The organism is Pedobacter sp. UYP30 (assembly GCF_040547165.1).
Lineage (GTDB): Bacteria > Bacteroidota > Bacteroidia > Sphingobacteriales > Sphingobacteriaceae > Pedobacter.
Genome location: NZ_JBEPPD010000006.1, coordinates 210051 through 231753, shown reverse-complemented (window position 1 = coordinate 231753; position 21703 = coordinate 210051). Strand labels below are relative to the sequence as shown.

The 21703-nt window shown below is 36.9% G+C and carries 20 protein-coding genes; 17 read left to right on the top strand and 3 right to left on the bottom strand.

The genetic code is table 11. The annotated features are described in order from the left end of the window. Positions 1-86 precede the first annotated feature (86 nt). From pheT to ABIB40_RS09600, 5 genes are all read left to right on the top strand, one after another. Entirely contained in the window at positions 87-2486 is a 2400-nt protein-coding gene (gene pheT, locus ABIB40_RS09620; RefSeq protein WP_354358421.1) for a phenylalanine--tRNA ligase subunit beta, read from the top strand. A gap of 31 nt (positions 2487-2517) precedes the next feature. Continuing rightward, positions 2518-2808 (top strand): hypothetical protein, encoded by a 291-nt coding sequence (locus tag ABIB40_RS09615; RefSeq protein WP_354358419.1) that lies wholly within the window; start codon positions 2518-2520, stop codon positions 2806-2808. A gap of 33 nt (positions 2809-2841) precedes the next feature. Further along, on the top strand, positions 2842-3132 hold the full coding sequence (locus ABIB40_RS09610) for a cell division protein ZapA (RefSeq protein ID WP_354358417.1): 291 nt from the start codon (positions 2842-2844) through the stop codon (positions 3130-3132). A gap of 286 nt (positions 3133-3418) precedes the next feature. Beyond that, positions 3419-4972: a ribonuclease Y gene (gene rny / locus ABIB40_RS09605; protein ID WP_354358415.1), complete on the top strand. Its 1554-nt coding sequence runs from the start codon at positions 3419-3421 to the stop codon at positions 4970-4972. A 168-nt stretch (positions 4973-5140) separates the two neighbouring features. Further along, a complete protein-coding gene (locus ABIB40_RS09600) occupies positions 5141-5656 on the top strand; it encodes an Mpo1 family 2-hydroxy fatty acid dioxygenase (protein ID WP_354358413.1) in 516 nt (171 codons plus the stop codon). Positions 5657-6218: 562 nt separating this feature from the next. Here ABIB40_RS09600 and ABIB40_RS09595 read toward each other — a convergent pair. Then, on the bottom strand, positions 6219-6368 hold the full coding sequence (locus ABIB40_RS09595; RefSeq protein WP_354358411.1) for a hypothetical protein: 150 nt from the start codon (positions 6366-6368) through the stop codon (positions 6219-6221). Positions 6369-6726: 358 nt separating this feature from the next. Between ABIB40_RS09595 and ABIB40_RS09590 the strand changes: the two genes are divergently transcribed. The 4 genes from ABIB40_RS09590 (at position 6727) to ABIB40_RS09575 (ending at position 12627) form a co-directional block, all read left to right on the top strand. Next, entirely contained in the window at positions 6727-9510 is a 2784-nt protein-coding gene (locus tag ABIB40_RS09590) for a TonB-dependent receptor (RefSeq protein ID WP_354358409.1), read from the top strand. A 103-nt stretch (positions 9511-9613) separates the two neighbouring features. Beyond that, positions 9614-10996, top strand: coding sequence for a beta-helix domain-containing protein (locus ABIB40_RS09585; RefSeq protein WP_354358407.1), 1383 nt, complete (start codon positions 9614-9616; stop codon positions 10994-10996). A 342-nt stretch (positions 10997-11338) separates the two neighbouring features. After that, complete coding sequence (locus tag ABIB40_RS09580; protein WP_354358405.1) at positions 11339-11653, top strand: hypothetical protein; 315 nt, start codon at positions 11339-11341, stop codon at positions 11651-11653. A 2-nt stretch (positions 11654-11655) separates the two neighbouring features. Beyond that, positions 11656-12627: a hypothetical protein gene (locus ABIB40_RS09575; protein WP_354358403.1), complete on the top strand. Its 972-nt coding sequence runs from the start codon at positions 11656-11658 to the stop codon at positions 12625-12627. A gap of 204 nt (positions 12628-12831) precedes the next feature. Here ABIB40_RS09575 and ABIB40_RS09570 read toward each other — a convergent pair whose 3' ends face one another. Both ABIB40_RS09570 and ABIB40_RS09565 read right to left on the bottom strand, forming a co-directional pair. Then, complete coding sequence (locus tag ABIB40_RS09570; protein ID WP_354358401.1) at positions 12832-13110, bottom strand: hypothetical protein; 279 nt, start codon at positions 13108-13110, stop codon at positions 12832-12834. A gap of 116 nt (positions 13111-13226) precedes the next feature. Then, the gene (locus tag ABIB40_RS09565) at positions 13227-14420 is read right to left on the bottom strand and encodes a hypothetical protein (RefSeq protein ID WP_354358400.1); all 1194 of its coding nucleotides are present in this window, start codon (positions 14418-14420) and stop codon (positions 13227-13229) included. A gap of 740 nt (positions 14421-15160) precedes the next feature. On the opposite strand from ABIB40_RS09565, the gene ABIB40_RS09560 reads away from it, so the two are divergent. The 8 genes from ABIB40_RS09560 to ABIB40_RS09525 all read left to right on the top strand — a co-directional run bounded on the left by ABIB40_RS09560 (position 15161) and on the right by ABIB40_RS09525 (position 21672). Further along, positions 15161-15310: a hypothetical protein gene (locus ABIB40_RS09560; RefSeq protein ID WP_354358398.1), complete on the top strand. Its 150-nt coding sequence runs from the start codon at positions 15161-15163 to the stop codon at positions 15308-15310. A gap of 222 nt (positions 15311-15532) precedes the next feature. Then, positions 15533-16723: a hypothetical protein gene (locus ABIB40_RS09555; protein WP_354358396.1), complete on the top strand. Its 1191-nt coding sequence runs from the start codon at positions 15533-15535 to the stop codon at positions 16721-16723. A 64-nt stretch (positions 16724-16787) separates the two neighbouring features. Beyond that, the gene (gene pstS / locus ABIB40_RS09550; protein WP_354358394.1) at positions 16788-17900 is read left to right on the top strand and encodes a phosphate ABC transporter substrate-binding protein PstS; all 1113 of its coding nucleotides are present in this window, start codon (positions 16788-16790) and stop codon (positions 17898-17900) included. 20 nt (positions 17901-17920) lie between these two features. Beyond that, complete coding sequence (gene pstC, locus ABIB40_RS09545; RefSeq protein ID WP_354358392.1) at positions 17921-18910, top strand: phosphate ABC transporter permease subunit PstC; 990 nt, start codon at positions 17921-17923, stop codon at positions 18908-18910. Positions 18911-18912: 2 nt separating this feature from the next. Beyond that, the gene (gene pstA / locus ABIB40_RS09540; protein WP_354358390.1) at positions 18913-19758 is read left to right on the top strand and encodes a phosphate ABC transporter permease PstA; all 846 of its coding nucleotides are present in this window, start codon (positions 18913-18915) and stop codon (positions 19756-19758) included. Continuing rightward, positions 19740-20498, top strand: a complete 759-nt coding sequence (gene pstB / locus ABIB40_RS09535; protein ID WP_354358388.1) for a phosphate ABC transporter ATP-binding protein PstB — start codon at positions 19740-19742, stop codon at positions 20496-20498. The genes pstA and pstB overlap by 19 nt, the downstream gene beginning before the upstream one ends. Before the next feature lie 26 nt (positions 20499-20524). After that, the gene (phoU, locus tag ABIB40_RS09530; protein WP_354358386.1) at positions 20525-21190 is read left to right on the top strand and encodes a phosphate signaling complex protein PhoU; all 666 of its coding nucleotides are present in this window, start codon (positions 20525-20527) and stop codon (positions 21188-21190) included. A gap of 266 nt (positions 21191-21456) precedes the next feature. After that, positions 21457-21672, top strand: a complete 216-nt coding sequence (locus ABIB40_RS09525) for a hypothetical protein (protein ID WP_354358384.1) — start codon at positions 21457-21459, stop codon at positions 21670-21672. Positions 21673-21703: the final 31 nt, after the last annotated feature.

Genomic DNA, 21703 nt, shown 5'->3' with positions numbered 1-21703 from the left:
AATATCTTTGCATTTTATAAAATAGAGTATCAACTAGATTTAGGTCTTGATACTTGCTACTCCATACTTGCTACTCCATATACTAAATGAAAATATCTTACAACTGGTTAAAAGAATTCATCACCATACATAAAACTGCTAACGAATTATCACTCATTTTAACCGACATTGGCTTAGAAGTAGAAAGTTTGGAAAAAGTGCAAGCCATTATTGGTGGTTTGCAGGGTTTGGTAATTGGCGAGGTATTAACATGTGTGCCTCACCCAAATGCTGATAAATTAAATATTACCACCGTAAATTTAGGCGCCGAAAATCCTTTTCAAATTGTTTGCGGTGCTCCAAATGTTGCTGCTGGTCAAAAAGTAGTGGTGGCGCCCGTTGGCAGTACCGTTTATCCGCTTTCTGGAGAACCTTTTAAAATTAAAGAGGCCAAAATTAGAGGAGAAGTGTCCTTCGGAATGATCTGTGCTGAAGATGAAATTGGCCTGGGCAAATCTCACAATGGAATTATGGTATTGCCTGCCGATGCAAAAGTAGGCGTTTTGGCAAAAGATTTTTTCGATTTGGAAGACGATTTTGTTTTTGAGATTGGCTTGACGCCAAATAGGGCAGATGCCGCTTCGCACTTAGGCGTTGCCAGAGATTTAGGTGCTTATTTTCGCAGCGCTCATAAAATGCCCGACATCTCCACGTTTAAAGTTGATGATGAATCGCTAGTTATTCCTGTTTCAGTAGAAGATGCAACTGCCTGCCCACGCTACAGCAGCATTACCATATCGGGGATAAAAGTTCAAGATTCTCCGGCTTGGCTTCAAGATAGGCTTAAGGTAATTGGACTTCGTCCGATAAACAACGTGGTAGATGTAACCAATTTTGTGTTGCATGGTTTCGGTCAGCCTTTGCACGCTTTTGATGCTGCTAAAATTACCAGTGGAAAAGTGATGGTGAAAAAATTGGCCGAAGGTACGTTGTTTACAACCCTAGATGGTGTAGAGCGAAAATTGAGCGACGCCGATTTAATGATTTGCAACAATGACGAACCTATGTGTATCGCTGGCGTATTCGGCGGAAAGTCTTCTGGCGTAGATGCAGATACAAAAACTATTTTTCTAGAAAGCGCATATTTCAATTCGGTTTCTGTACGCAAAACATCAAAAAGACATGGCTTAAAAACCGACGCGTCTTTTAGGTACGAGCGCGGCGCCGATCCAAATATTACCGTAGATGCCTTAAAAATTGCAGCAATGCTGATAAAGGAACTCGCAGGAGGCAAAATATCCTCTTCGATTTCAGATATTTATCCAGCGGTTATAAAAGATTTCGAATTTGAGGTAAAGTATCAAAACATCAACAAGCTTATTGGCGTTGATATTTCTAAAGATGAAATAAAAGAAATAATCGTAGCCTTGGGCATTGGCGCAAAGGAAATGGATGTAGAAACACTAGCCCTAAGTGTGCCGCCTTACAAGGTAGATGTTACCAGAGAGGTTGATGTTATAGAAGAAGTGTTGCGCATTTACGGGTACAACAACATTCCTATTCCAACCAAAATAAATGCTTCGCTTGGGTATGGAATTAAGCCCGACAAAGAAAACACCAACAATACCATAGCAGATTTGCTTAGTGCGAATGGATTTGCAGAGATTATGTGCAACTCGCTAACAAAACCTGCATATTCTAAAAATATAGATGCTGCGGTGCATATTTTAAACCCACTCAGCAACGATTTAAGCGTGATGCGCCAAAGCCTTTTGATGCCCGCATTAGAAAGTGTTGCGTATAACCAAAACAGAAAGAATCCAAACTTAAAATTTTTCGAGTTTGGAAAAACGTATCAGACAAAAAACGATGGTTATGTAGAAAACCAGCGATTGTTGTTGTTGATAACCGGGAGTAAAGAAACTGAACAGTGGAACCAAGACAGTAAGGCAAGCTCATTTTATAATTTAAAAGCAGCGGTAGATGGTTTGTTGAGTAGGTTGGGCGTCGCAAGTTATCAAACAGACACATTAGAGGACGAAGAATTTGTATATGGCCTAAAATATTTTAGAGGCCAGCAGATGTTGGTAAAACTTGGTGCTGCCACGCAGAGCGATAGGAAATTGGCAGGTGTACATGCAGAAGTTTTTTATGCAGATTTTGATTGGGATGTTTTATTGAACATCATCAAAAAAAATAAGGTTATAAATAAAGAGGTTAATAAATTTCCTCAAGTTAGAAGAGATCTTTCCTTGTTGATAGATAAAAACATCACTTTCGAAAGTTTAAAAACCATCGCTTTTAAAACAGATAAGAAATTTATTAAGGAAGTTGGCGTTTTTGATGTGTATGAGGGCAACAAATTGCCTGAAGGCAAAAAGTCTTATGCACTTTATTTTATCCTACAAGATGAGGCGCAAACCCTGAGTGATAACCAGATAGAGGCGGTAATGCAAAACCTGATTAAAAATTTTGAACAGCAAGCAGGGGCAGAAATTAGGAAATAAGATTTAAATTCGTATTTTTAGAAAGAAATTCATGAGCTCGGTTGCAATACAGTTAGAAAGCATTTTAGATAAAACAACTCGGTTAATCGAGTTATGTGCTGCATTGCAAGAAGAAAATGATTTGTTAAAACTCGAAAATCAATCGTTGAACGTTGCGCTTACCACCTCCAAGGATAAGTGCAAAGACTTAGACGAGAAGATGAGGGTGTTGAAATTGGCTAAAAGTATTGAGGGAAACAACGAGAAATCTCTTGATATTAAGCAAAAAATTAACGATTTTGTGCGGGAGATTGATAGAAGTATCGCTTTGCTTAAAAAATAAGTGAGCGAAGCAAAACAGAAACTAAGCTAATAAATGGGAGAAATCTCTATTAAAATAACCATTTCCGATCGTATTTATCCGCTTAAGGTAAACACGGAAGAGGAAGAAATTGTGAGGCGGGCGGCGAAGATGATTAATGAGCGCATAAAAGAATACCAAGAAAATTATGCGGTCAGAGATAAACAAGATCTGCTTAGTATGGCATTGTTGCATTACGCAACAGCGGTATTGAGAACAGAAAACAAGGTGCAAAATCAAGATACCGCAGTGGCCGATAAGGTAGAGGAGTTGGATGTTTTATTAAATGATTTTTTTTCAAAATAAGGTTCGTTCTTTATAGTTTGGTTGGATTTTGGATAGATTGCCTTAGTTAAAGGGTAATGTTCCGTTTGTCCATTCAAACAGATAATTGGTACAAAAATATAGCCGCAGCTAGTTTTTGAGTTTCAAATTTTTTAAACTTAACACTTCAATATCTATAGGGTTAAGAGGGCGTATTTCATCTGCTTTTAGCACCTGAAAATGGCTTAAATCCTAACTATGCTTAGTTGAGGTTTAAATTGATGGAACTTATAAGATTACCTGCGGTTTTTTTATTTAAAAACAAAAAATGGAAATAGTTTTATACGTATTGGCCGGCCTGGTGGTTGGTGTTTTGGTGGGAAGATTCCTGCTGAGAGGTTTGTTTAAGAAGCAAGAAATAGCAGCCCAGACCAAAGTAAAGAAGATTTTAAAAGATGCAGAGAATAATGCAGAGTTGCTTAAAAAGAATCAACTTTTAGAGGCAAAAGAAAAATACCTTTATTTAAAGCAAGAACATGAAAAAGAGGTAAACGCAAAGAATAATACCATTAACCAGCGCGAGAACACCATGAAGCAAAAGGAGCAATCGGTGAATCAGCGCATGGAGAACTTTAATAAAAAGGAACAAGAATTAGATAAACAAAAAGCCAATTTAGAACGACAAACAGATGTTGCCATAAAGAAGCAAGAAGAAGTAGAAGTGCTAAAAAACCAACATTTAAAACAGTTGGAAACCATCGCTGGACTTTCTGCCGAGGCAGCCAAAGAACAACTTGTAGAAAATTTAAAGCAAGAAGCCCGCACACAAGCCATGATGCAGGTTAAAGATATTGTAGACGAAGCAAAGCTGACCGCCAATAAAGAGGCCAAGAAAGTGGTGATACAGACCATTCAGCGTACAGCTACAGAAATGGCAATTGAAAATTCGGTTTCTGTTTTTCATATAGAAAGTGATGAAATTAAAGGCCGCGTTATTGGTAGGGAAGGAAGAAACATTAGAGCGTTAGAAGCCGCTACAGGTATAGAAATTATTGTAGATGATACGCCAGAGGCCATTATTCTTTCTGGTTTTGACCCCGTTAGGAGAGAGATTGCACGGTTAGCATTGCACCGTTTGGTTACAGACGGGAGAATTCATCCCGCTAGGATTGAAGAAATTGTAGCCAAAACCAAAAAGCAGATCGAAGATGAGATTGTAGAAATTGGCGAGCGTACGGTAATAGATTTAGGTATACACGGCCTGCATCCAGAATTAATTAGGATGGTAGGGCGTATGCGGTACCGTTCTTCTTACGGACAAAATTTATTGCAACACAGCAGAGAAGTTGCAAATTTCTGTGCAACTATGGCTTCAGAACTTGGCTTAAATGCAAAAATGGCCAAGAGAGCAGGATTATTGCATGATATTGGTAAGGTGCCAGATGACAACCCAGAATTGCCACACGCAATTTTAGGCATGCAGCTTGCAGAAAAATATAAAGAACATCCAGAAATTTGCAATGCCATTGGTGCTCACCATGACGAAATAGAAATGACTTCGATGATCTCTCCTATTGTGCAGGCATGCGATTCTATTTCTGGCGCTAGACCAGGTGCACGTAGAGAAGTGGTAGAAAGTTACATTAAACGCTTAAAAGATTTAGAAGCTTTAGCCCTTTCTTATCCTGGTGTAGAAAAAACATTTGCCATACAGGCGGGTAGAGAATTAAGGGTAATTGTAGAAAGCGAACGCATTACAGATGCCCAAGCAGAACTTTTAGCTGCAGATATTTCAACGAGAATTCAGACCGAAATGACCTATCCAGGCCAAATTAAGGTAACGGTAATTAGAGAAACCAGATCCGTTGCATTTGCCAAATAAGAGATAGGAATATTTATAATTAGCATTAAAACACAGCGCATCTTTTTGGTGTCGCTGTGTTTACTTTTAAAGAGGAACGTAATAGATTATTATAAACTACCAGAGTGCTAGCATATGCGTATGGTTTAAATATATTGTTTCCCATTTATATTTTTCATCAAGTTAACTATGAAAAAGCAACCTAAAATTATCGAACCTAAGCGTCCTGTAGATGTTTATTTTGATAAATACGAAGAAAGCCACAACAACCACACCAATGAGTTGATCCATTGGGTTTGTGTGCCGCTGATTGTTTTTAGTTTATTGGGACTGGTTTGGAACATCCCTTTTCCGCATTTAGAATTTATTGGGCGCTACAACGGCTTCTTTAATTGGGCATCTATATTGATCGCCTTTACACTTTATTATTACTTCACGCTGTCGCCGCTTTTGGCCTTTTTAATGATTTGGGTTATAGGTATTATGAGTTACGTCATTGTACAAATAGAACTTTTAGTCGGTTTGGGAAGCAACAGCGCATATATCATTTACGCAGTAATTTTTGTGGTGGCATGGATAGGCCAGTTTATTGGCCATAAAATAGAAGGTAAAAAGCCTTCATTTTTAGACGACTTGAGGTTTTTGCTAATCGGCCCCATCTGGCTGCTGCATTTCATCTGCATTAAATTAGGGTTGAAATATTAGGTCTTGTTTTAACATCCCTGTCTACGACCACTCAAAGAGAGGAATGGCGCTGGTAATTCCCCTCGTTTAGAGGGTTACCCAAAGGGTAATGTCATAAAGTTAAACTAAATTACTGTCAGTCTGAGGTTTAATATATTTCATGTAAATCAATATAAATGACGTTTTTTAACGCGCTATAGCCATCTCGCTACGACCGGCCTAGCAGCAGTTTGGAGGAAAAAACGCCAGAAGCTGCTTGCAGAAGCCGGACACTTTGCAGCTAAGAAGAGGATTCGCAGCCGCGCGAGGTTATGAGCAAGCGGAGGCCTCGAAGCATCGATGTAAAACAGCTTGGCGAATTTTTACCCAAAGAGGTGCCAGCCTTGAGTTTTTGCTACTTTTTTGTCAAGAAAAAAGTAGGGCTCCCGTCCGGATAGGACAGCGTCAGCTCTAGCGAAGGTCGTTTTTGGCTGAATGGAGGAATGATAGAAGCCAGATAACATCATAATCTTGTGATAATTAGTTGATTATAAATAACGTCAATGGTAGCTTGTCTAAGGCCTCTCAAGAACCTCCAAAATAGTTATCCTTCGACTACTTGTCCCGACCATTCGGGAAGTTCAGGATGACACCATTCGGTAGATTTTTCCTTAACTTTATGACATTGGTACAAAGGGCGGGGTGTTAAAATCGGTTTAGAAACAATCTTAAATGTAATGAACGACTTGTTCATTTATCGAACTCGGTTTATTTATAATTTCGGCGTTACCCTTTCCCCGCATGGCGCAACGCTCGGGTCGCGCTTTCAATTCTGGCAACGATATTCTCCGTGCCGCAGCCACACCCTCCCGAATAGAATTGAGACTTTGTTAACGCCAGTTAAGAAGGCAAGTTCTAAAACTAAAGAAGTGAGGCATTTGTTCATTAATGGAGAAAGCGCCTATCCACCTGCTAGTTAACCACCTTCAACTACTGTAATGCAGGTTATTGTTTACATTAAATTAACCCTAGCGTAAACTAACCTTAATTTTTAGGTAACATACACCTAACATTGGCGTAATACTTTTGTGTGAATTTAAAAACCACACAAATTGAAAACAAAAACAACACTCAAATTGCTTGCAATTATTTTCCTGCTAATTAGCACAGGCTTAAAAAGTTATGCACAAACAGGAAAGATTTCTGGTAAAGTATCTGATCAAAAAACGGGAGAAACTCTAATCGGCGTTACGGTTAAAATTTTTGGAACAAAAAAAGGAACTTCTACCGATATTGAGGGTAGGTATGTTATTTCGGGTTTGGGATCTGGTAAATATACTATCGAAACCTCTTTTGTAGGTTATACAACTAAAAACATTACAGATATAGAAGTAAAAGATAACACTTCTACCAATTTAGATGTTTTACTAAGCGAAGCGAGTTCTCAGAATTTGAACGAAGTGGTAATTACTGGAAGCGCAAATAGAGAATCTATTAATACGCTATACGCCATTCAAAAATCAAGCATCAGCATTTCGAGCGGTATATCGGCAGAATTAATCAAAAAAAGTCCGGATCGTAATACTTCTGAGGTTTTAAAAAGAGTAAGTGGAGCAAGTATCCAAGATAATAAATTCGTTATTGTTCGTGGATTATCAGACAGATATAATTCTGCAATGTTAAACAACTCAGTGCTTCCGAATACAGAGGTAGATAAAAGAGCATTCTCGTTTGATATTCTCCCATCTAATTTAATAGATGCCATTGTGATTAATAAAACTGCCTCTGCAGATATTCCTGCAGATTTTTCTGGAGGAGTTGTTCAGATAACAACCAAGGATTTTCCCGTCAATACGTTTTTTAATGCTTCGTTAGGAACGTCGTACAACACACAGTCTACTTTTAAAAACTTTCTTTCATCGCCAAAAGGTGGTAATGAGGTTTTTGGATTTTATAATAAAGACAGAAACATTCCGGCAGGTTTCCCGTCGGCTAAAGTTTACCGTGCCTTGCCAAATGGTGCGAGTGAGGCTTTTGCGCTTTCTAGATTATTTAAGAATAACTGGGGCTATAGTCCAAGTAAATCAACGTTAACTCCAAATTTTCAATTGAATTATGGGACTAGTAAAATATTCGAAAATCAATCCAAGTTCGGTACTGTATTGTCATTAACCTACAGATATGATCAAAGGCTAAAAACAAGTGATCAAAAAGCCTATTCTGGCCAGGCACTTAAAGATGTTTTCCATGATGATATGTACAATTATAACACCAGTATCGGCGCACTTGCTAATTTTGCTTATTCTTGGGGAAATAACAAAATTTCATTAAAGAATTTATATAACAAGGTTTTAGAAAATCAGTTTACGTATCGCGCTGGCGTAGATGATGCAGGTAGTGAATTCATTAGAACCGGTGACTATTTGCTTCAACGTTCATTACTATCAAGTCAACTAACAGGCGAACATTTGCTTTCTACCGAAAGCAAGATAAAAATAGACTGGAATTTAAACTTCGCGAATACAGATAGAAAGGAACCTGGCTATAAACGTATGGATTATTCTAAGGATGGCATTGCATCGGTTCAACCAGGGTCTGTTGACTTGGGTCTTGCTGGTAATTTCTCCTCTATTTTGACTGAAAATGCTTATGGCGGTGCATTTAATGTAACTTTTCCTATTGACTTATTTAAAGATAATAATAAAATTAAGGCAGGCTATTTTTCGCAATATCGCGAAAGATCTTTTAATGCACGATCATTAGGGTTTATTAGAGATGGAAATTTCGATACCTCATTATTAACTCTTCCGCAAGATCAGATTTTCGATCCTCAAAACATTCATCCTAACGGTTTTGTACTGGGTGAGATTACTAATGGGGGAGATGAATATCAGGCCAACTCTTTTTTAAATGCGGGCTATGTGATGTTTGATGGGTATTTGACAGAGAAATTAAGGTTGGGTATTGGTGCAAGACTAGAATCTTATAAATTATCTTTAACCAGTGAAGATAACGGTAAGGCCGTAAACATAGATACTACTGCCACAAATTTACTCCCTTCAGCAAATTTGATTTACAATTTAAACGACAAGGCAAACCTACGCTTATCAGGGTCGCAAACGGTAGGCAGAGCAGAGTTTAGAGAATTGGCACCGTTTCCTTTTTACGATTTTAATAAAAATGTTAACGTTAGAGGTAATGCGGACTTAAAGCAATCTAAAACTACGAACATAGATTTGGGCTATGCAATCTATCCTGCCTCTGGAGAAACTTTTTCTATATCAACCTTCTACAAGTATTTTGATTCTCCTATAGAACAAACTTTGCAAGTAGGCAACTCTGGAAGGTCGTTAAGTTATGCAAACTCTGCATCTGCAACCGTTTATGGAGTAGAGCTCGAATTAAGAAAATCATTAAAATTTATAGGTGATGATTATAAAAACTTCACATTTAATGTTAATGGTTCCTACATCAAATCAAAAGTCCAAGTTTCTACATTAGTTAACGCTCAGGGCACAAGACCACTACAAGGTCAGTCTCCATATCTAATTAATGCAGGCCTATCTTACGCTTCAGCCAAGGAAAATTCTACAGGTGTAACATTATTGTATAATAGGGTAGGCCCACGAATTTGGGCGATTGGTAATGTAGAAGATCCAGATATTTACGAATATTCTAGAAATATTCTGGATCTACAGGTTTCACAAAAATTTGCCAAATCTAGGGGAGAAATAAAAGTAAACTACAGCGATATATTTAATAATAAGGCTTATTTCTATCAAAAAGTTAAAGGTTCTGATCCAAATGCAAGTTTTGATAAAAATACCGACAACATTAATATTGCCGATAGATTTGGTTCTACCATATCACTAACGCTTTCTTATAAATTCAAATAACTCAACAATTTTTTAACACTAATATCTATTATTTAATATTGAGTTTATTTAGGCTTAATATACCAAAAGTATCTTTGAACAATAATTAAAAAGGAAAAGGAAAATGAAAAACAATTTAAATTTAAGCTTATTGGCAGTTCTAGTTGCCGGTGCTTCAGTAGTTTCGAGTTGTAAAAAGGGGACTACTCCCGTGATCGATCCACCAAAACAAGATTCTAACGAAACATTAGCAAATGCATTTTTTGAAAAAGTTTCTTACAAAGGAGCATTTGGTTCTACAGATTGGACCGCTAGCTGGACTAATTTTACACCTAAAGTAACAGTCTACGCAGATGCAACTGAAATTTTGCAGGGCACAATAGATGCAAACAGAACGCTCGATGCAACTAAGGTTTACAAATTGGTCGGCTTTGTTTACGTAAAGGATGGCGTTACATTAACCATTCCTGCCGGAACTGTTATTCGTGGTGATAAAGTTTCAAAAGGCACATTGGTTGTAACCCGTGGAAGTAAATTAATTGCAGAAGGAACTGCTGCAAAACCGATTGTATTTACTTCAAACCAAGCGGTTGGGGTTAGAGCGCCCGGCGATTGGGGCGGAATTATCCTTTTAGGTAAATCGATAAATAACATCCCCGGTGGTAAAGGCTTAATAGAAGGTGGATTAACAGAACCTGAAGGAAACCATGGCGGTACAGATCCTGCCGATAATTCTGGAACGTTGAAATATGTGCGGGTAGAATTCCCAGGGATTGCATACACTACCGACAACGAAATCAACGGCATTACCTTTGGTTCGGTTGGTTCGGGCACCACAATAGATTATGTGCAAGTTTCTTATTCTGGCGATGATTCTTATGAATGGTTTGGCGGTACGGTAAATGCAAAGCATTTAGTTTCGATTGCGAACGTGGATGATGTTTTCGATTTTGACAATGGATTTTCAGGTAAATTGCAATTTTTAGTTGGTCAAAGAGACCCAGCGTTGGCAGATCAGAAAGGCCAGTCGAATGGTATTGAGTCAGATAACTCAGAGAAAGTTTTTGATTCTAGTCCAAGAACTCGTCCATTAATTTCGAACATGACCTTGATTGGGCCTGGAAATGTAGCTGTTGATGAGCATCATCAATATGCAAATCTTTGGAGAAGAGGTTCGAAAATGATATTGGCCAACTCGCTTTTTCTTGGTTTTAAATGGGGTGCTGATATACGCGATAAAGAAACTGGCGATGCTTTAACAGATGGTACATCATTAATAAAAAACAATATTTATCAGTCTTTTACGGCGGGAAAAGATGTTGTAGCTGATGGTAATACACCTTCATTCACCAGTGCAGATTTATTGAAACAGTATTTAACCTCTAAAGGAAATACAATAATTGATGAAACTGCTGCTGCAGCTTTGTTAAATTCGCCTTTTAGCTTAACTGCTCCTAACTTTACAGTTAAAGGTGGTTCTGCTGCTACTACTGGTGCAGCTTTTTAGTAACAGCGCTTTAGGGAAAAGTTAGGCAAAGCCAAAGCGCCTAATATTAGCCTCTCCAAAAATTACAAAATAGTTAGCATTGATAATAGTTAGTAAAAGCCGAACGGATGTTCGGCTTTTTTTTTGTGTTCTACTAGTAATTTCGAATATGTCGTAAATTCTTTCAGCTTTAATGAGGGGCTTTCCCATAAAGGCTGGGCTTTTTGAGAAGCTGACACGCCATGCTTAACCAGAACGACAATATTAGCTGATGGTGGTAAAGCTTGAATTTAGCCTTTTTGTGTATCAATGCTTAATCATTTCGTAATGATATCCTAATATCTGAGTTAATACATTTGTTTCATGAAAAATTTAAATATGTCCCTATTTAAAATCTCAATAGTTGGGGTTTTAATGTCTGCAACCATTACAAGTTGTAAGAAAAAAGATGGTGTAGAAACACCGAAAATTGAAAATACTAAGGAGACAAAAAAAGATTATGAAAAAGTCTTGTCTTTTTTTGCTTGGAGCCTGGGAGTTCCAAAAGACAGTGTCACGTTTGATGTAAATAAAAGTGAATTTACCATTCCAAATACACCTGTTAGACAGGCTTATTCGCGAGTTCAAGAAGAATATAATAAGGCAAATGAGTATAAATTAACACAAGAAACAAAATAACTATGAGAAAGCTTTTTTTTTTAATATTGATTTTTAGCAGTTCGGCACGTTTCGCATTCGCGAATCCCGAACTAACTACTTTTAGTGTAGGATCAAATTTTCTACAAAGTGGCAAAATAAAGGTATATGATAATGGATCTACCGAGTTTTTAGCAACCATAGGCGCTTCAAGAGCATACTCTCCTTCTGGTTATGAAAATGTACAGATGGAGGTGACTATCTACGCAGTTTTGAATAATATCGAAACTAACCTAAAGGTAATTAATATAACTTCCTCGCAATTTGATGGCCCTTGGTTAGCTTATTACAACGAAGATCCCGCAAGTGGGCCTTCCGCAAATAATGTTGTCAAAATAGCGATTCCTGAAAGCTTAAAGGATTCACAAATTCGCATTAAATACAGGTATAAAGATGCTGCCAATAATTGGCAGCCGAACTATAGTCCTAATTATTTTATGTTATCGACTGTTTACAATACTATCAATGTAAGCCCTTTGCCAGTTAAAATGCCCATTTACTTAGTCTCCCACAAAGGCAATAATAAATATCAAGATATTTTTCAACTACAAAATAGTTATGCAACTCCATTCGGTTGGAACTACGGTGGTATAGATTTTAAAGCTTATACAAGTGTAAATTCTGTAAGTCGACTAGGAGCTGTTCCCATTTATCAGTATAAATATAAAGTTATAGATCAATCTACTGGCGGCCAGGGAGATCCAAGTGAAATATTTTTTTACTCACCAAATACATCCATATCTCCTACTCCATTTCCCGGATATAGTTATCAACTGGAAAGTTCTATTGTAGCATTTTATGCATTTAACACTCAGGTTTCGGGTACGATACCTGTTTATAAATGTAGCCACAAGAATGCTCCGATACAGGTTTATCTTTCAAGTGATGCGGACATCAATGATGGTCTATACAACACTCAAATTGCGTTCTATGCTTACCATTATGATGCCAATTAAATTTTCCTGAAAAAGTGAAGTAGTTAAATTGATAATAGTTAGTAAAAGTCGAACGGATGTTCGGCTTTTTTTTGTGTTTTACACCAATGATTTTAAGTATGTTGTTTGCAAATTTCAACCTTTCCTCATAGAGAAGACAATTTAAAATAAAGAGTTAATAGAAAAGCCGAAGCATTTAATGCTTCGGCTTTTCTATCAAAAAAACTATTTTTTTGCTGGATTAGCTTTCGCTTTGCTCAGCTTTTTTGTTTCGGTTGTTTCGCTCTTTAAATCTTCAACAAGTGATTCTGTTAGCTTAACTCGTTTTAACGCTACTTTTTTAGCTAATTTTTTTGCAAAATTCTCTATAATAGCTGTCGCTTTTTTTGCTTTTCCGTAGCCCGATACGGTTTCAGAAAATACCGTTTGCAACTTCAATGCTAATTCTTTCTTCAGTTTTTTAGCTTCTACAGCTTTTTTTGATTTCGATGTCTGTTTCTTCATTTTAAATAAATTTGACCAACCTCAAAGATAACTATTAAAAGAATTTGCCAATATTATCGTTATGTTAACAACCTTAAATTTAGCATTATTTGCATTGATAATCAAAAAGTTAATTTTTACGGTTGGTATGCGTAAACTATTTGATATTTTTGATTTTTGAGCGAGGCGGAAAGTGTTCCGATTTTAAGGTTTTCTTTTTGAGGCGTAGGCTCGCAAACGCTATATGCCTTCCCATTATAGTAAATGGCATTGCCGATGGGTTTTTTAAATTGCACAGCCATGGTAATGTGTGTAGGGTAAAGCATTGCAATCATCGGTAGATGGTAGATTTCTTTTACCAAGTAGAAGAATAGCGCTACTCTATCATCGCAATCGCTATACTTTGAAGATAAAGTTTGCTCTGGCGACAGTCGCTTTTCCTTCCCGAAATTGTCTTCATCGTTTTCGTAAAGAAAGGTGTATCGGGTAAAACGCATCAAATAATCAACCCCTTTTTTGTTATTCATCCCCTTTAAATTTTGTTTTAAGGTTGGAATAAGCGATTGATAAGTTTCTCTACTCAAGGGAATGTTAAAATAGCTTTCGAAGTCTACTCCAGGGTAATTGGCAAATATATTTTCTACTTCATTATTTACCTTAATCTCAAAATGGTAAGCTTTGTTCTTATAAGCAAAGGTTAACTGCTTAACCACATAATCTTCGGGTTTAAATTCGGGCATCTCTGTTATTTTATAACTGAAAGCTCGTTTTGCTTCAGCAACGGTTATATTTACCGGAACATAAGTGTTTTCTTTCTGAAATAGTTTTCCGTAATCGTGATAGTTTAAGCAGGTATACTTTCTATGCTCGATTTGAAAGAAAGGAATGTCAGAAATATCTTCTTCATTTCTAATGTAAAAAATAATTTGCCTGTTACCTATCGCAATTCTTGCATCATAGCCAGATTTGCACATCAAAAACCATTTATACAGCGTATAGCGAGCATAATTCTCTTTTTTAGGACTAATTTGCTCTACTGTTTTTCTAATGAGCTGATAATAAAGCCAATCATTTAGCTTGTATTTTTTCTGGCATGCAGATAACTGAGCCAACACAGGCTGGTAATTGCTTGATGCGAGCCGATTGTAAAATTGCTTGATAGATTGATTGCTGAGCGAATCGTTAAATTGAATGTTAAACGTAGTATCCGCCTGAAAATTAAAAGCCCCATCATAAAAATCGACGCTATAAATCTGTGCTTTTGCGTTGAAGCAAAATGCAATCGTTAAAAAAAAGATTGCCCTAATGGTGTATATGGCTATATTTTTCAATTGGTTAACATTTTGTTAACATTAAATGTACAAAAAATTAACACTAAAATGAAAATAGTTTAGTAGCGTTCAGATCCGGCTATTTAAAGTTCGATAAAATGAAATCGCTATAGCCACTTGGTGGAATTGGCCTAGCGACTGTTTGGAAGAAAAAACGCCTAAAGCTGCTTGCAGAGAAGTATCGGGGTTGCTCGTGCGAAGTGGATTCGCAGCCGCGGGCAGGGAAAAAACAACGGTAAGGCCTCGAATCATCGATACTAAACAACTTGGCGAATTTTTACCCAAAGAGGAGCTAGCCTTGAGTTTATTCATTAGCACCTATTGTTTTATTTGCGTTCATGAGCTCGCAGAAATGCTCGGTTTTGCTAATTTTTATCAAGAAAAATTAGGACTCCCGTCCGGATAGGACAGCACTGGGTAAAGTAGAGGGAGTTTTTGACAAAGAAGTTAAAAAAATTGTAAAATTTAAAGCGGCTCTTGGGCTCGTATCTAGGTTTCTGGTAGTAAGTATTTTGATAATCTTTAATTTACATGCAGTTAACATGCCATTAGTACTTTTGAATTGTTAAATATTTGGCTTTCAGCTGATATTTGAGGTTAGGTTAGTTGATAAACAAGAAGCCGCACGGATGTTCGGCTTTTTTATATTTAAGCGGTGGCAACAATTTCAATTACAAATGGTTATCTGGTAAGAATTTAACCGCCAAAAATTTTAAATGAGCTTTTTTAAATCTTAAGTAATGACTATAAATTATGTTATAATTGCTGTTGTAGGGCTGGTTGCTCTTGCAATCATTATTTTTACCATCAGAAAGAACAATAAGGAAGAGAAGAAACTTGAAGAAACCATCTATGAAGAAGAGGTGTCACCAGATAAACATAAGGACTGATGATTTACTTTTAGCAAGAAAAAAATTAAGAAAGAATATTTACCCATTTTGGAGCTGTAAAATCGTTGCGCAGCAATAAGTTATAAGAAATATTCATAAAGTCTCACATTGACTGGCTCTATTAAAATAATGGTTTTTGATTTGATAACAATAACTTAATGTGTGATTAACAATTTGGTAATATGTAATGTCTTAGTTTGCACACTAATAAAATAGCAAACTATGCTAAACAAAAAACCTTTATTCTTTGCATTATTTTTTAGTTTAGCTTTATTTTCCAGCACTTCTCTCAAAGCCCAATTTACAGTAAATTCAGATTCAGCTTTTAAAGCTGGTAGCCCCAATTCGGGTAAATTATGGGGGTACATGTTTGGAGATTATTATGATAAAGGCAATGCCGATTCGCTTAATCGGGGTGGCGGCAATCAGTATACGGGTGTGCCTAAAGACAGAAACGCCTTTCAAATTAGAAGGCTTTATCTGGGTTATAATTACAATATTTCTAAAAAATTCGCTGCAGAGGTATTGCTTGAAGCGGCACCTGGAGATGCACTACTTGACAATAAGCTTGCTTTTTATATAAAGCTCGCAAATCTTCGCGTTAAAGATCTTTGGAAAGGTACTGATCTGGTTATTGGCCAAGTCGGCACACCTGGCTTTTCTATGTCTTCAGAACCAATTTGGGGCTATCGCTCGATAGAAAAAACAATAATTGATAGGCTAGGAACACCTTCTTATGATTTGGGAGCTTCCTTACAGGGTACGTTTGATTCTAAAACAAAGAATTTTGGCTATGATGTGATGGTGGGTAACGGCACCGGAGCGAGACCCGAAGTCGATAACCGAAAATGGCTTTCTGGCGATATTTGGGCGAAATTCTTAGATAAAAAACTATACGTCAATTTTTATTTGGATTATAATGGTTCTAACCCGATTGCTGGCATGAATCAATCCAGAAACATGATTAAGGGCTTCGTGGCATATACAGTTCCAAAATTTACGTTTGGGGTAGAAGCATTTACTAACACGCTTAAAAACGGGGATCAGGCAACAGAAATCGCAACAGGCAAAACTGATTTTCTCACGGTGCAGGCCAAGGGAATCTCTATTTTTGCCCACGGAATTATTTTGAAAGATAAGTTAAATTTCTTTGCAAGATACGATGCATTCAATCCAGATAATAAAATTAACAACAGCTTTTATAACAAATACGTTCAACCTACATCGGGTTATTCCGATCCATCAACAAAAGAACAATTTATTACTGCTGGTCTAGATTATACGCCGATAAAGAATGTACACTTTATGCCTAACATCTGGGCTGATACGTATAAAAACCAAGGCTTTAACCCAAAATACACTGGTATAGATCTTGTTTACCGCCTCACATGTTATTTCGTGTTTGGAAAGTAAATCATAAGGTTTTATGAAAAAACTACATCAATCTTAAACTTAAATTAATCTAAAAAAAATAGTTATGAAGTTAAAATTAAAAATCAGAAGCATCCTTTACTCTATTTCTGTTTTAGCAGTTTTAGGGAGCGTTAGCACGGGCTGTGGCAGCGGCACTTCCAATAGCGATTCTTCGTCAGATTCTACTAACACCTCGGGCAGTTCTGATAAAACGCTCTTAGGCGCCGGAAGCACATTTGTATATCCATTGTTTTCAAAACAATTTTCAGAATACAACACCCTTACCGGATTAAAAATAAATTATCAGTCAATTGGTTCTGGCGGAGGTATTCTTCAATTAACAAATAAAACAGTTGACTTCGGAGATTCTGATGCGCCGTTGACCGAAGAACAAGCACAAAACATGGGCATGCCCGTGTTACATATCCCTATGTGCTCTGGCGCGGTGGTGATGAGCTATAATTTGCCCGAAGTGAAAGACACGCTTAAACTTACACCAGACGTAATTGCGAATATCTTTCTCGGAAAAATTACCAAATGGAACGATTCGAAGATTACTTCAATTAATCCCGGAGTAAAAATTCCTGCGACTCCAATTTTGGTAGCTCATCGTTCAGATGGCAGCGGAACTTCTAATATTTTTACAGATTATCTATCTAAAGTAAATGCAGAATGGAGCAGCAAAGTTGGTAAAGGAACTTCTGTTAATTGGCCAACAGGTCTTGGTGGTAAGGGCAATGCTGGTGTAGCAGGGCTTATAAAGCAAACTCCTGGCGGTATTGGTTATGTAGAATTAGCTTACGCGAGCCAGAATAAGCTAAGTTATGCAAAAGTGCAAAATAAATTAGGCAATTATATCGTGCCAAATATAGCTTCTACCAGTGCAGCGAGTAATGTAAAACTTCCTGCAGATTCAAAAATATTTTTGGGCAATACAGATGCGCCTAACGGTTACCCGATTAGTGGGTTTACTTGGGCTTTGATTTACAAGGAACAAGCCTACAACAAGCGTTCGGCCGAAAAAGCGCAGGATCTTTTAAAATTATTATCGTGGGAAATTCATGAAGGGCAAAAATATTGCGAAGGTTTGCATTATGCGCCATTATCGCCCGCCGCAGTAACCATTGCCGAAAATATTCTTAAGTCTGCTACCTACAATGGCAAGGCAATATTATAGCAATTTTTAGTCCGATATAATTGAAATTATCAACAACAAAATTAGAGATTTCTCACGGCAATAAATTGCTGCGGGAAATTTCATCTATACCTAACACCATGAATGTTTGGAAAGCAAAAAAAATAAAACGATCTGTAAAGCAAATTCGCGCAGAAAAGGTTTTCAGGGCATCGCTTGTTCTCATTTCGTTAAGTATTCTTGTTATTGCGGTTGCCTTTTTGCTTACTTTGGTCGTTCAATCGCTACCCTCTATAAAGGCGTTGGGCTTTGGTTTTTTGTATGGTAAAACATGGGATCCAGTCCATAATATTTATGGTACCTATCCCTTTTTGCTTGGAACTTTATTAACGTCGTTTCTGGCATTAATCATTTCTATTCCTTTTTCATTTGCAACGGCCATTTTTTTAGGAGAATACTATCCAACAGGTTGGTTTTCTGATTTTTTAAAAAATGCTATCGAGTTAATTGCAGCAGTTCCATCCGTTATTTATGGTTTTTGGGGCTTGTTTGTGCTGGTGCCAATAGTAAGAAGTTTGGAATTAAAAATTGGCGTAACTCCTTATGGTATCGGGATATTTTCTTCCTCATTAATTTTAACCATAATGATTATTCCTTATGCTGCATCTTTAGGGCGCCAAATGGTTCAAATGGTTCCGTCATCATTAAAAGAAGCAGCCTATTCATTAGGAGCAACAAGATATGAGGTAATTAGAGATGTGATTTTACCATATTCAAAATCTGGATTGTTTGCAGGAGTTTTATTATCTCTTGGAAGAGCGCTCGGCGAAACTATGGCCGTAACAATGGTTATTGGCAATACCAGTGTGATACCGGATAGCATCTTTGCTCCTGGAAATACAATGGCCAGTATAATAGCCAATGAATTTACAGAAGCGGCAAGTAGCCTTTATTTATCTTCGTTAATTGAGATCGGACTGGTATTATTTCTGGTTACTGTAATTATAAATTTGGTAGGAAAAGGAATTATTAAAAAATTTACAACTAGTTAGAAATGAATCAGAACATTCAATATCGGCTCGGTAAAAGCAGGTTTTTTAAAGGATTGATTATTGCCCTTTCTGTGCTTTGTACAGTTCCTTTGGTTTTAATTCTTATATATATTCTAAGAGAGGGGTTTAGCAAAATAAACTGGCATTTCCTTATTAACATGCCCAAACCAGTGGGTGAAACTGGTGGGGGCATTGCCAATGCGTTAGTCGGAAGTTTGCTAATTGTTTTTTATGCGTCGCTTATTGCCATTCCTATTGGTATTTTGGGGGGTATTTATTTAAGTGAAAACAGAAATACAAGATTGGCAAACTGGACCAGACTTTCGGTAGATGTATTGCAAGGAACTCCTTCCATCGTGATGGGGATTGTGGTGTATTTTTGGGTCGTTAAACCTTTACATACATTTTCGGCCCTTTCTGGCAGCATAGCGCTTGCAATAATGATGTTGCCTATTATTGTTCGGTCCACTGAAGAAACTTTAAAACTTTTGCCTGATACTTTAAAAGAGGCCGGACTTGCATTAGGATTGCCTTATCATAAAGTAATTTTAAGAATTATTTTGCCTTGCGGCATTAGTGGTATCATGTCTGGTGTTATATTGGCCGTTGCACGAATAGCAGGAGAAACAGCACCGTTATTATTTACCGCATTTGGCAATCCATACTTTTCTACCAATATTTTAAAACCAATGGAAAGTTTACCCCTGTTGATTTTTAACTATGCAACAAGCGCTTATGACGATTGGCATAACCTGGCGTGGGGAGCGGCGCTTATCTTGCTTTTATGGGTATTATTATTAAATATTATTACTAAGATTATAACAAGGAAATGGAGAGTACAATTCTAAAAACGATTGATTTTGATGCTTACTTTGGCGAAAATCTTGTTGTAAAAAAAGTAAATATCGAAATACCTAAAAACAATGTAATTGCCGTGATGGGGCCTTCTGGCTGCGGAAAAACGACCTTTCTTCGGTGCATTAATCGTATGCACGAATTAATTGAAGGTACTTCAACTAAAGGCGCTATGCTGCTTAACAACGAAGATATTTACAGCATGCACCCAATTTTGGTTAGGCATAAAATAGGAATGGTCTTTCAGCGCCCTAATCCCTTCCCTAATTTGAGTATTTACGATAACGTAATAGCCGGATATAAACTTAATGGTATGAAAATATCAAAGCCTGACAGAGATGTTATTGTTGAACAATCTTTGCAAAAAGCTTCTCTGTGGAAAGAGGTAAAGGAATCTCTTCATAAAAAAGGAACATTTTTATCAGGAGGGCAACAACAGCGCTTATGTATTGCAAGGGCGATAGCGATGGAACCAGATGTGTTGTTGATGGATGAACCGACTTCTGCACTGGATCCTATTTCTACATCGAGCATAGAAGAACTAATGCAAGAGCTAAAGAAAAACTATACGCTAGTGGTGGTAACCCACAATATGCAACAGGCGGCGAGGGTAAGTGATAAAACTGCATTCTTTTATCTTGGAGAATTAATAGAATATGATATAACCAAAAATATGTTTACCAATCCGAAAGACATACGTACCCAAAATTATATCACCGGAAGGTTTAGCTAATAGACTTAAAAAAATTTAAAAAAAATATGACTCAATTTGAAAGAGAAATTCAGGATTTAAAATCAGAAGTAATCAATATGTGGCAATTGGTCCTTTCGCAATTAACTAAAGCGAAAGAAGCCATGCTTACGTTTGATAAAGACCTGGCACGTGAAGTAATGGCGCATGAAAAAAGGGTTAACGCTCTTGAGTTGAAAATAGATAGAGATTGCGAAAACATCTTTGCCCTTTATTGCCCGGTTGCTATAGATTTACGTTTTTTATTGGCTGTGCTTAAAATAAACACCAATCTGGAGCGTATTGGCGACATTGCAGATGGTATTGCCATGTATATTGCAGACTCAAAAGTAAAATTCAACAAAGATTTTTTAGAATCAAGTCAGCTCGTTCAAATGTATAATAATTCCATAAATATATTAACTGATGCTCAGACTGCTTTTGAGTTCGAAAATACGACTTTAGCGAGGACTATCTTTTCTAAAGATGTTATTCTAGATACGATAAACAAAAAAGCAGACGACAATATTTCCAAATATATTCAAGAAGACATCAAAAACATTAATGAAGCTTTAATTATACTATCTATAATAAGGAAGCTGGAAAGGGTAGGAGATCAATCAAAAAATATTGCAGAAGAATGTATTTTTTATATCGAAGCAAAAGTTTTAAAGCATAGTGGAGATAGGATTTAAGCCTAGATTAACTAGCTGTAAGATGGCAAACTGAAGACATGAACATAAATTATATTTTGACTGCAATTGTGAGCATCATTTCAGTTGCCCTCATTGTTTTTGTCATAGAAAATACAACTGCGACAAGTAGAAACTTGAAGAGACCATCTATGCAGAAGAGGCATCGCCAGATAAATATGCGGGTTGATCAATATTGTTAAGGTGGAAACCTTAAAACGCCCAAAAAAATCTTTAAAACTTAATTCCCAATTTTTAGTTAATCTTTTATGGAGTTTCCAAATGAACTTAAAGAGTTGTTTCCAAACGAAATTGTTGAGGTGCGTGGCAATGCAGAAGCGTTGACCATTATCCTTGGTAAAGAGATCGACATAAAGGTGTTTGCTAAAAAGTTGGAAACCAAGTTTGTAAATCTAAACTACACTTACGATTTATTTCTCCATCACGAAGATAGCCACGATTTTTTGAAGCTTACCTTGAAATAGTCTTTCTACTACAGTTGCTGAAACAGGGATG

What these genes read in the sequence shown, in the direction of transcription:
- pheT (WP_354358421.1), top strand. Translation starts at nt 87, where the DNA reads ATGAAAATATCTTACAACTGGTTAAAAGAATTCATCACCATACATAAA.
- ABIB40_RS09615 (WP_354358419.1), top strand. Translation starts at nt 2,518, where the DNA reads ATGAGCTCGGTTGCAATACAGTTAGAAAGCATTTTAGATAAAACAACT.
- ABIB40_RS09610 (WP_354358417.1), top strand. Translation starts at nt 2,842, where the DNA reads ATGGGAGAAATCTCTATTAAAATAACCATTTCCGATCGTATTTATCCG.
- rny (WP_354358415.1), top strand. Translation starts at nt 3,419, where the DNA reads ATGGAAATAGTTTTATACGTATTGGCCGGCCTGGTGGTTGGTGTTTTG.
- ABIB40_RS09600 (WP_354358413.1), top strand. Translation starts at nt 5,141, where the DNA reads ATGAAAAAGCAACCTAAAATTATCGAACCTAAGCGTCCTGTAGATGTT.
- ABIB40_RS09595 (WP_354358411.1), bottom strand. Translation starts at nt 6,368, where the DNA reads ATGAACAAGTCGTTCATTACATTTAAGATTGTTTCTAAACCGATTTTA.
- ABIB40_RS09585 (WP_354358407.1), top strand. Translation starts at nt 9,614, where the DNA reads ATGAAAAACAATTTAAATTTAAGCTTATTGGCAGTTCTAGTTGCCGGT.
- ABIB40_RS09580 (WP_354358405.1), top strand. Translation starts at nt 11,339, where the DNA reads ATGAAAAATTTAAATATGTCCCTATTTAAAATCTCAATAGTTGGGGTT.
- ABIB40_RS09575 (WP_354358403.1), top strand. Translation starts at nt 11,656, where the DNA reads ATGAGAAAGCTTTTTTTTTTAATATTGATTTTTAGCAGTTCGGCACGT.
- ABIB40_RS09570 (WP_354358401.1), bottom strand. Translation starts at nt 13,110, where the DNA reads ATGAAGAAACAGACATCGAAATCAAAAAAAGCTGTAGAAGCTAAAAAA.
- ABIB40_RS09560 (WP_354358398.1), top strand. Translation starts at nt 15,161, where the DNA reads ATGACTATAAATTATGTTATAATTGCTGTTGTAGGGCTGGTTGCTCTT.
- ABIB40_RS09555 (WP_354358396.1), top strand. Translation starts at nt 15,533, where the DNA reads ATGCTAAACAAAAAACCTTTATTCTTTGCATTATTTTTTAGTTTAGCT.
- pstS (WP_354358394.1), top strand. Translation starts at nt 16,788, where the DNA reads ATGAAGTTAAAATTAAAAATCAGAAGCATCCTTTACTCTATTTCTGTT.
- pstA (WP_354358390.1), top strand. Translation starts at nt 18,913, where the DNA reads ATGAATCAGAACATTCAATATCGGCTCGGTAAAAGCAGGTTTTTTAAA.
- pstB (WP_354358388.1), top strand. Translation starts at nt 19,740, where the DNA reads ATGGAGAGTACAATTCTAAAAACGATTGATTTTGATGCTTACTTTGGC.
- phoU (WP_354358386.1), top strand. Translation starts at nt 20,525, where the DNA reads ATGACTCAATTTGAAAGAGAAATTCAGGATTTAAAATCAGAAGTAATC.
- ABIB40_RS09525 (WP_354358384.1), top strand. Translation starts at nt 21,457, where the DNA reads ATGGAGTTTCCAAATGAACTTAAAGAGTTGTTTCCAAACGAAATTGTT.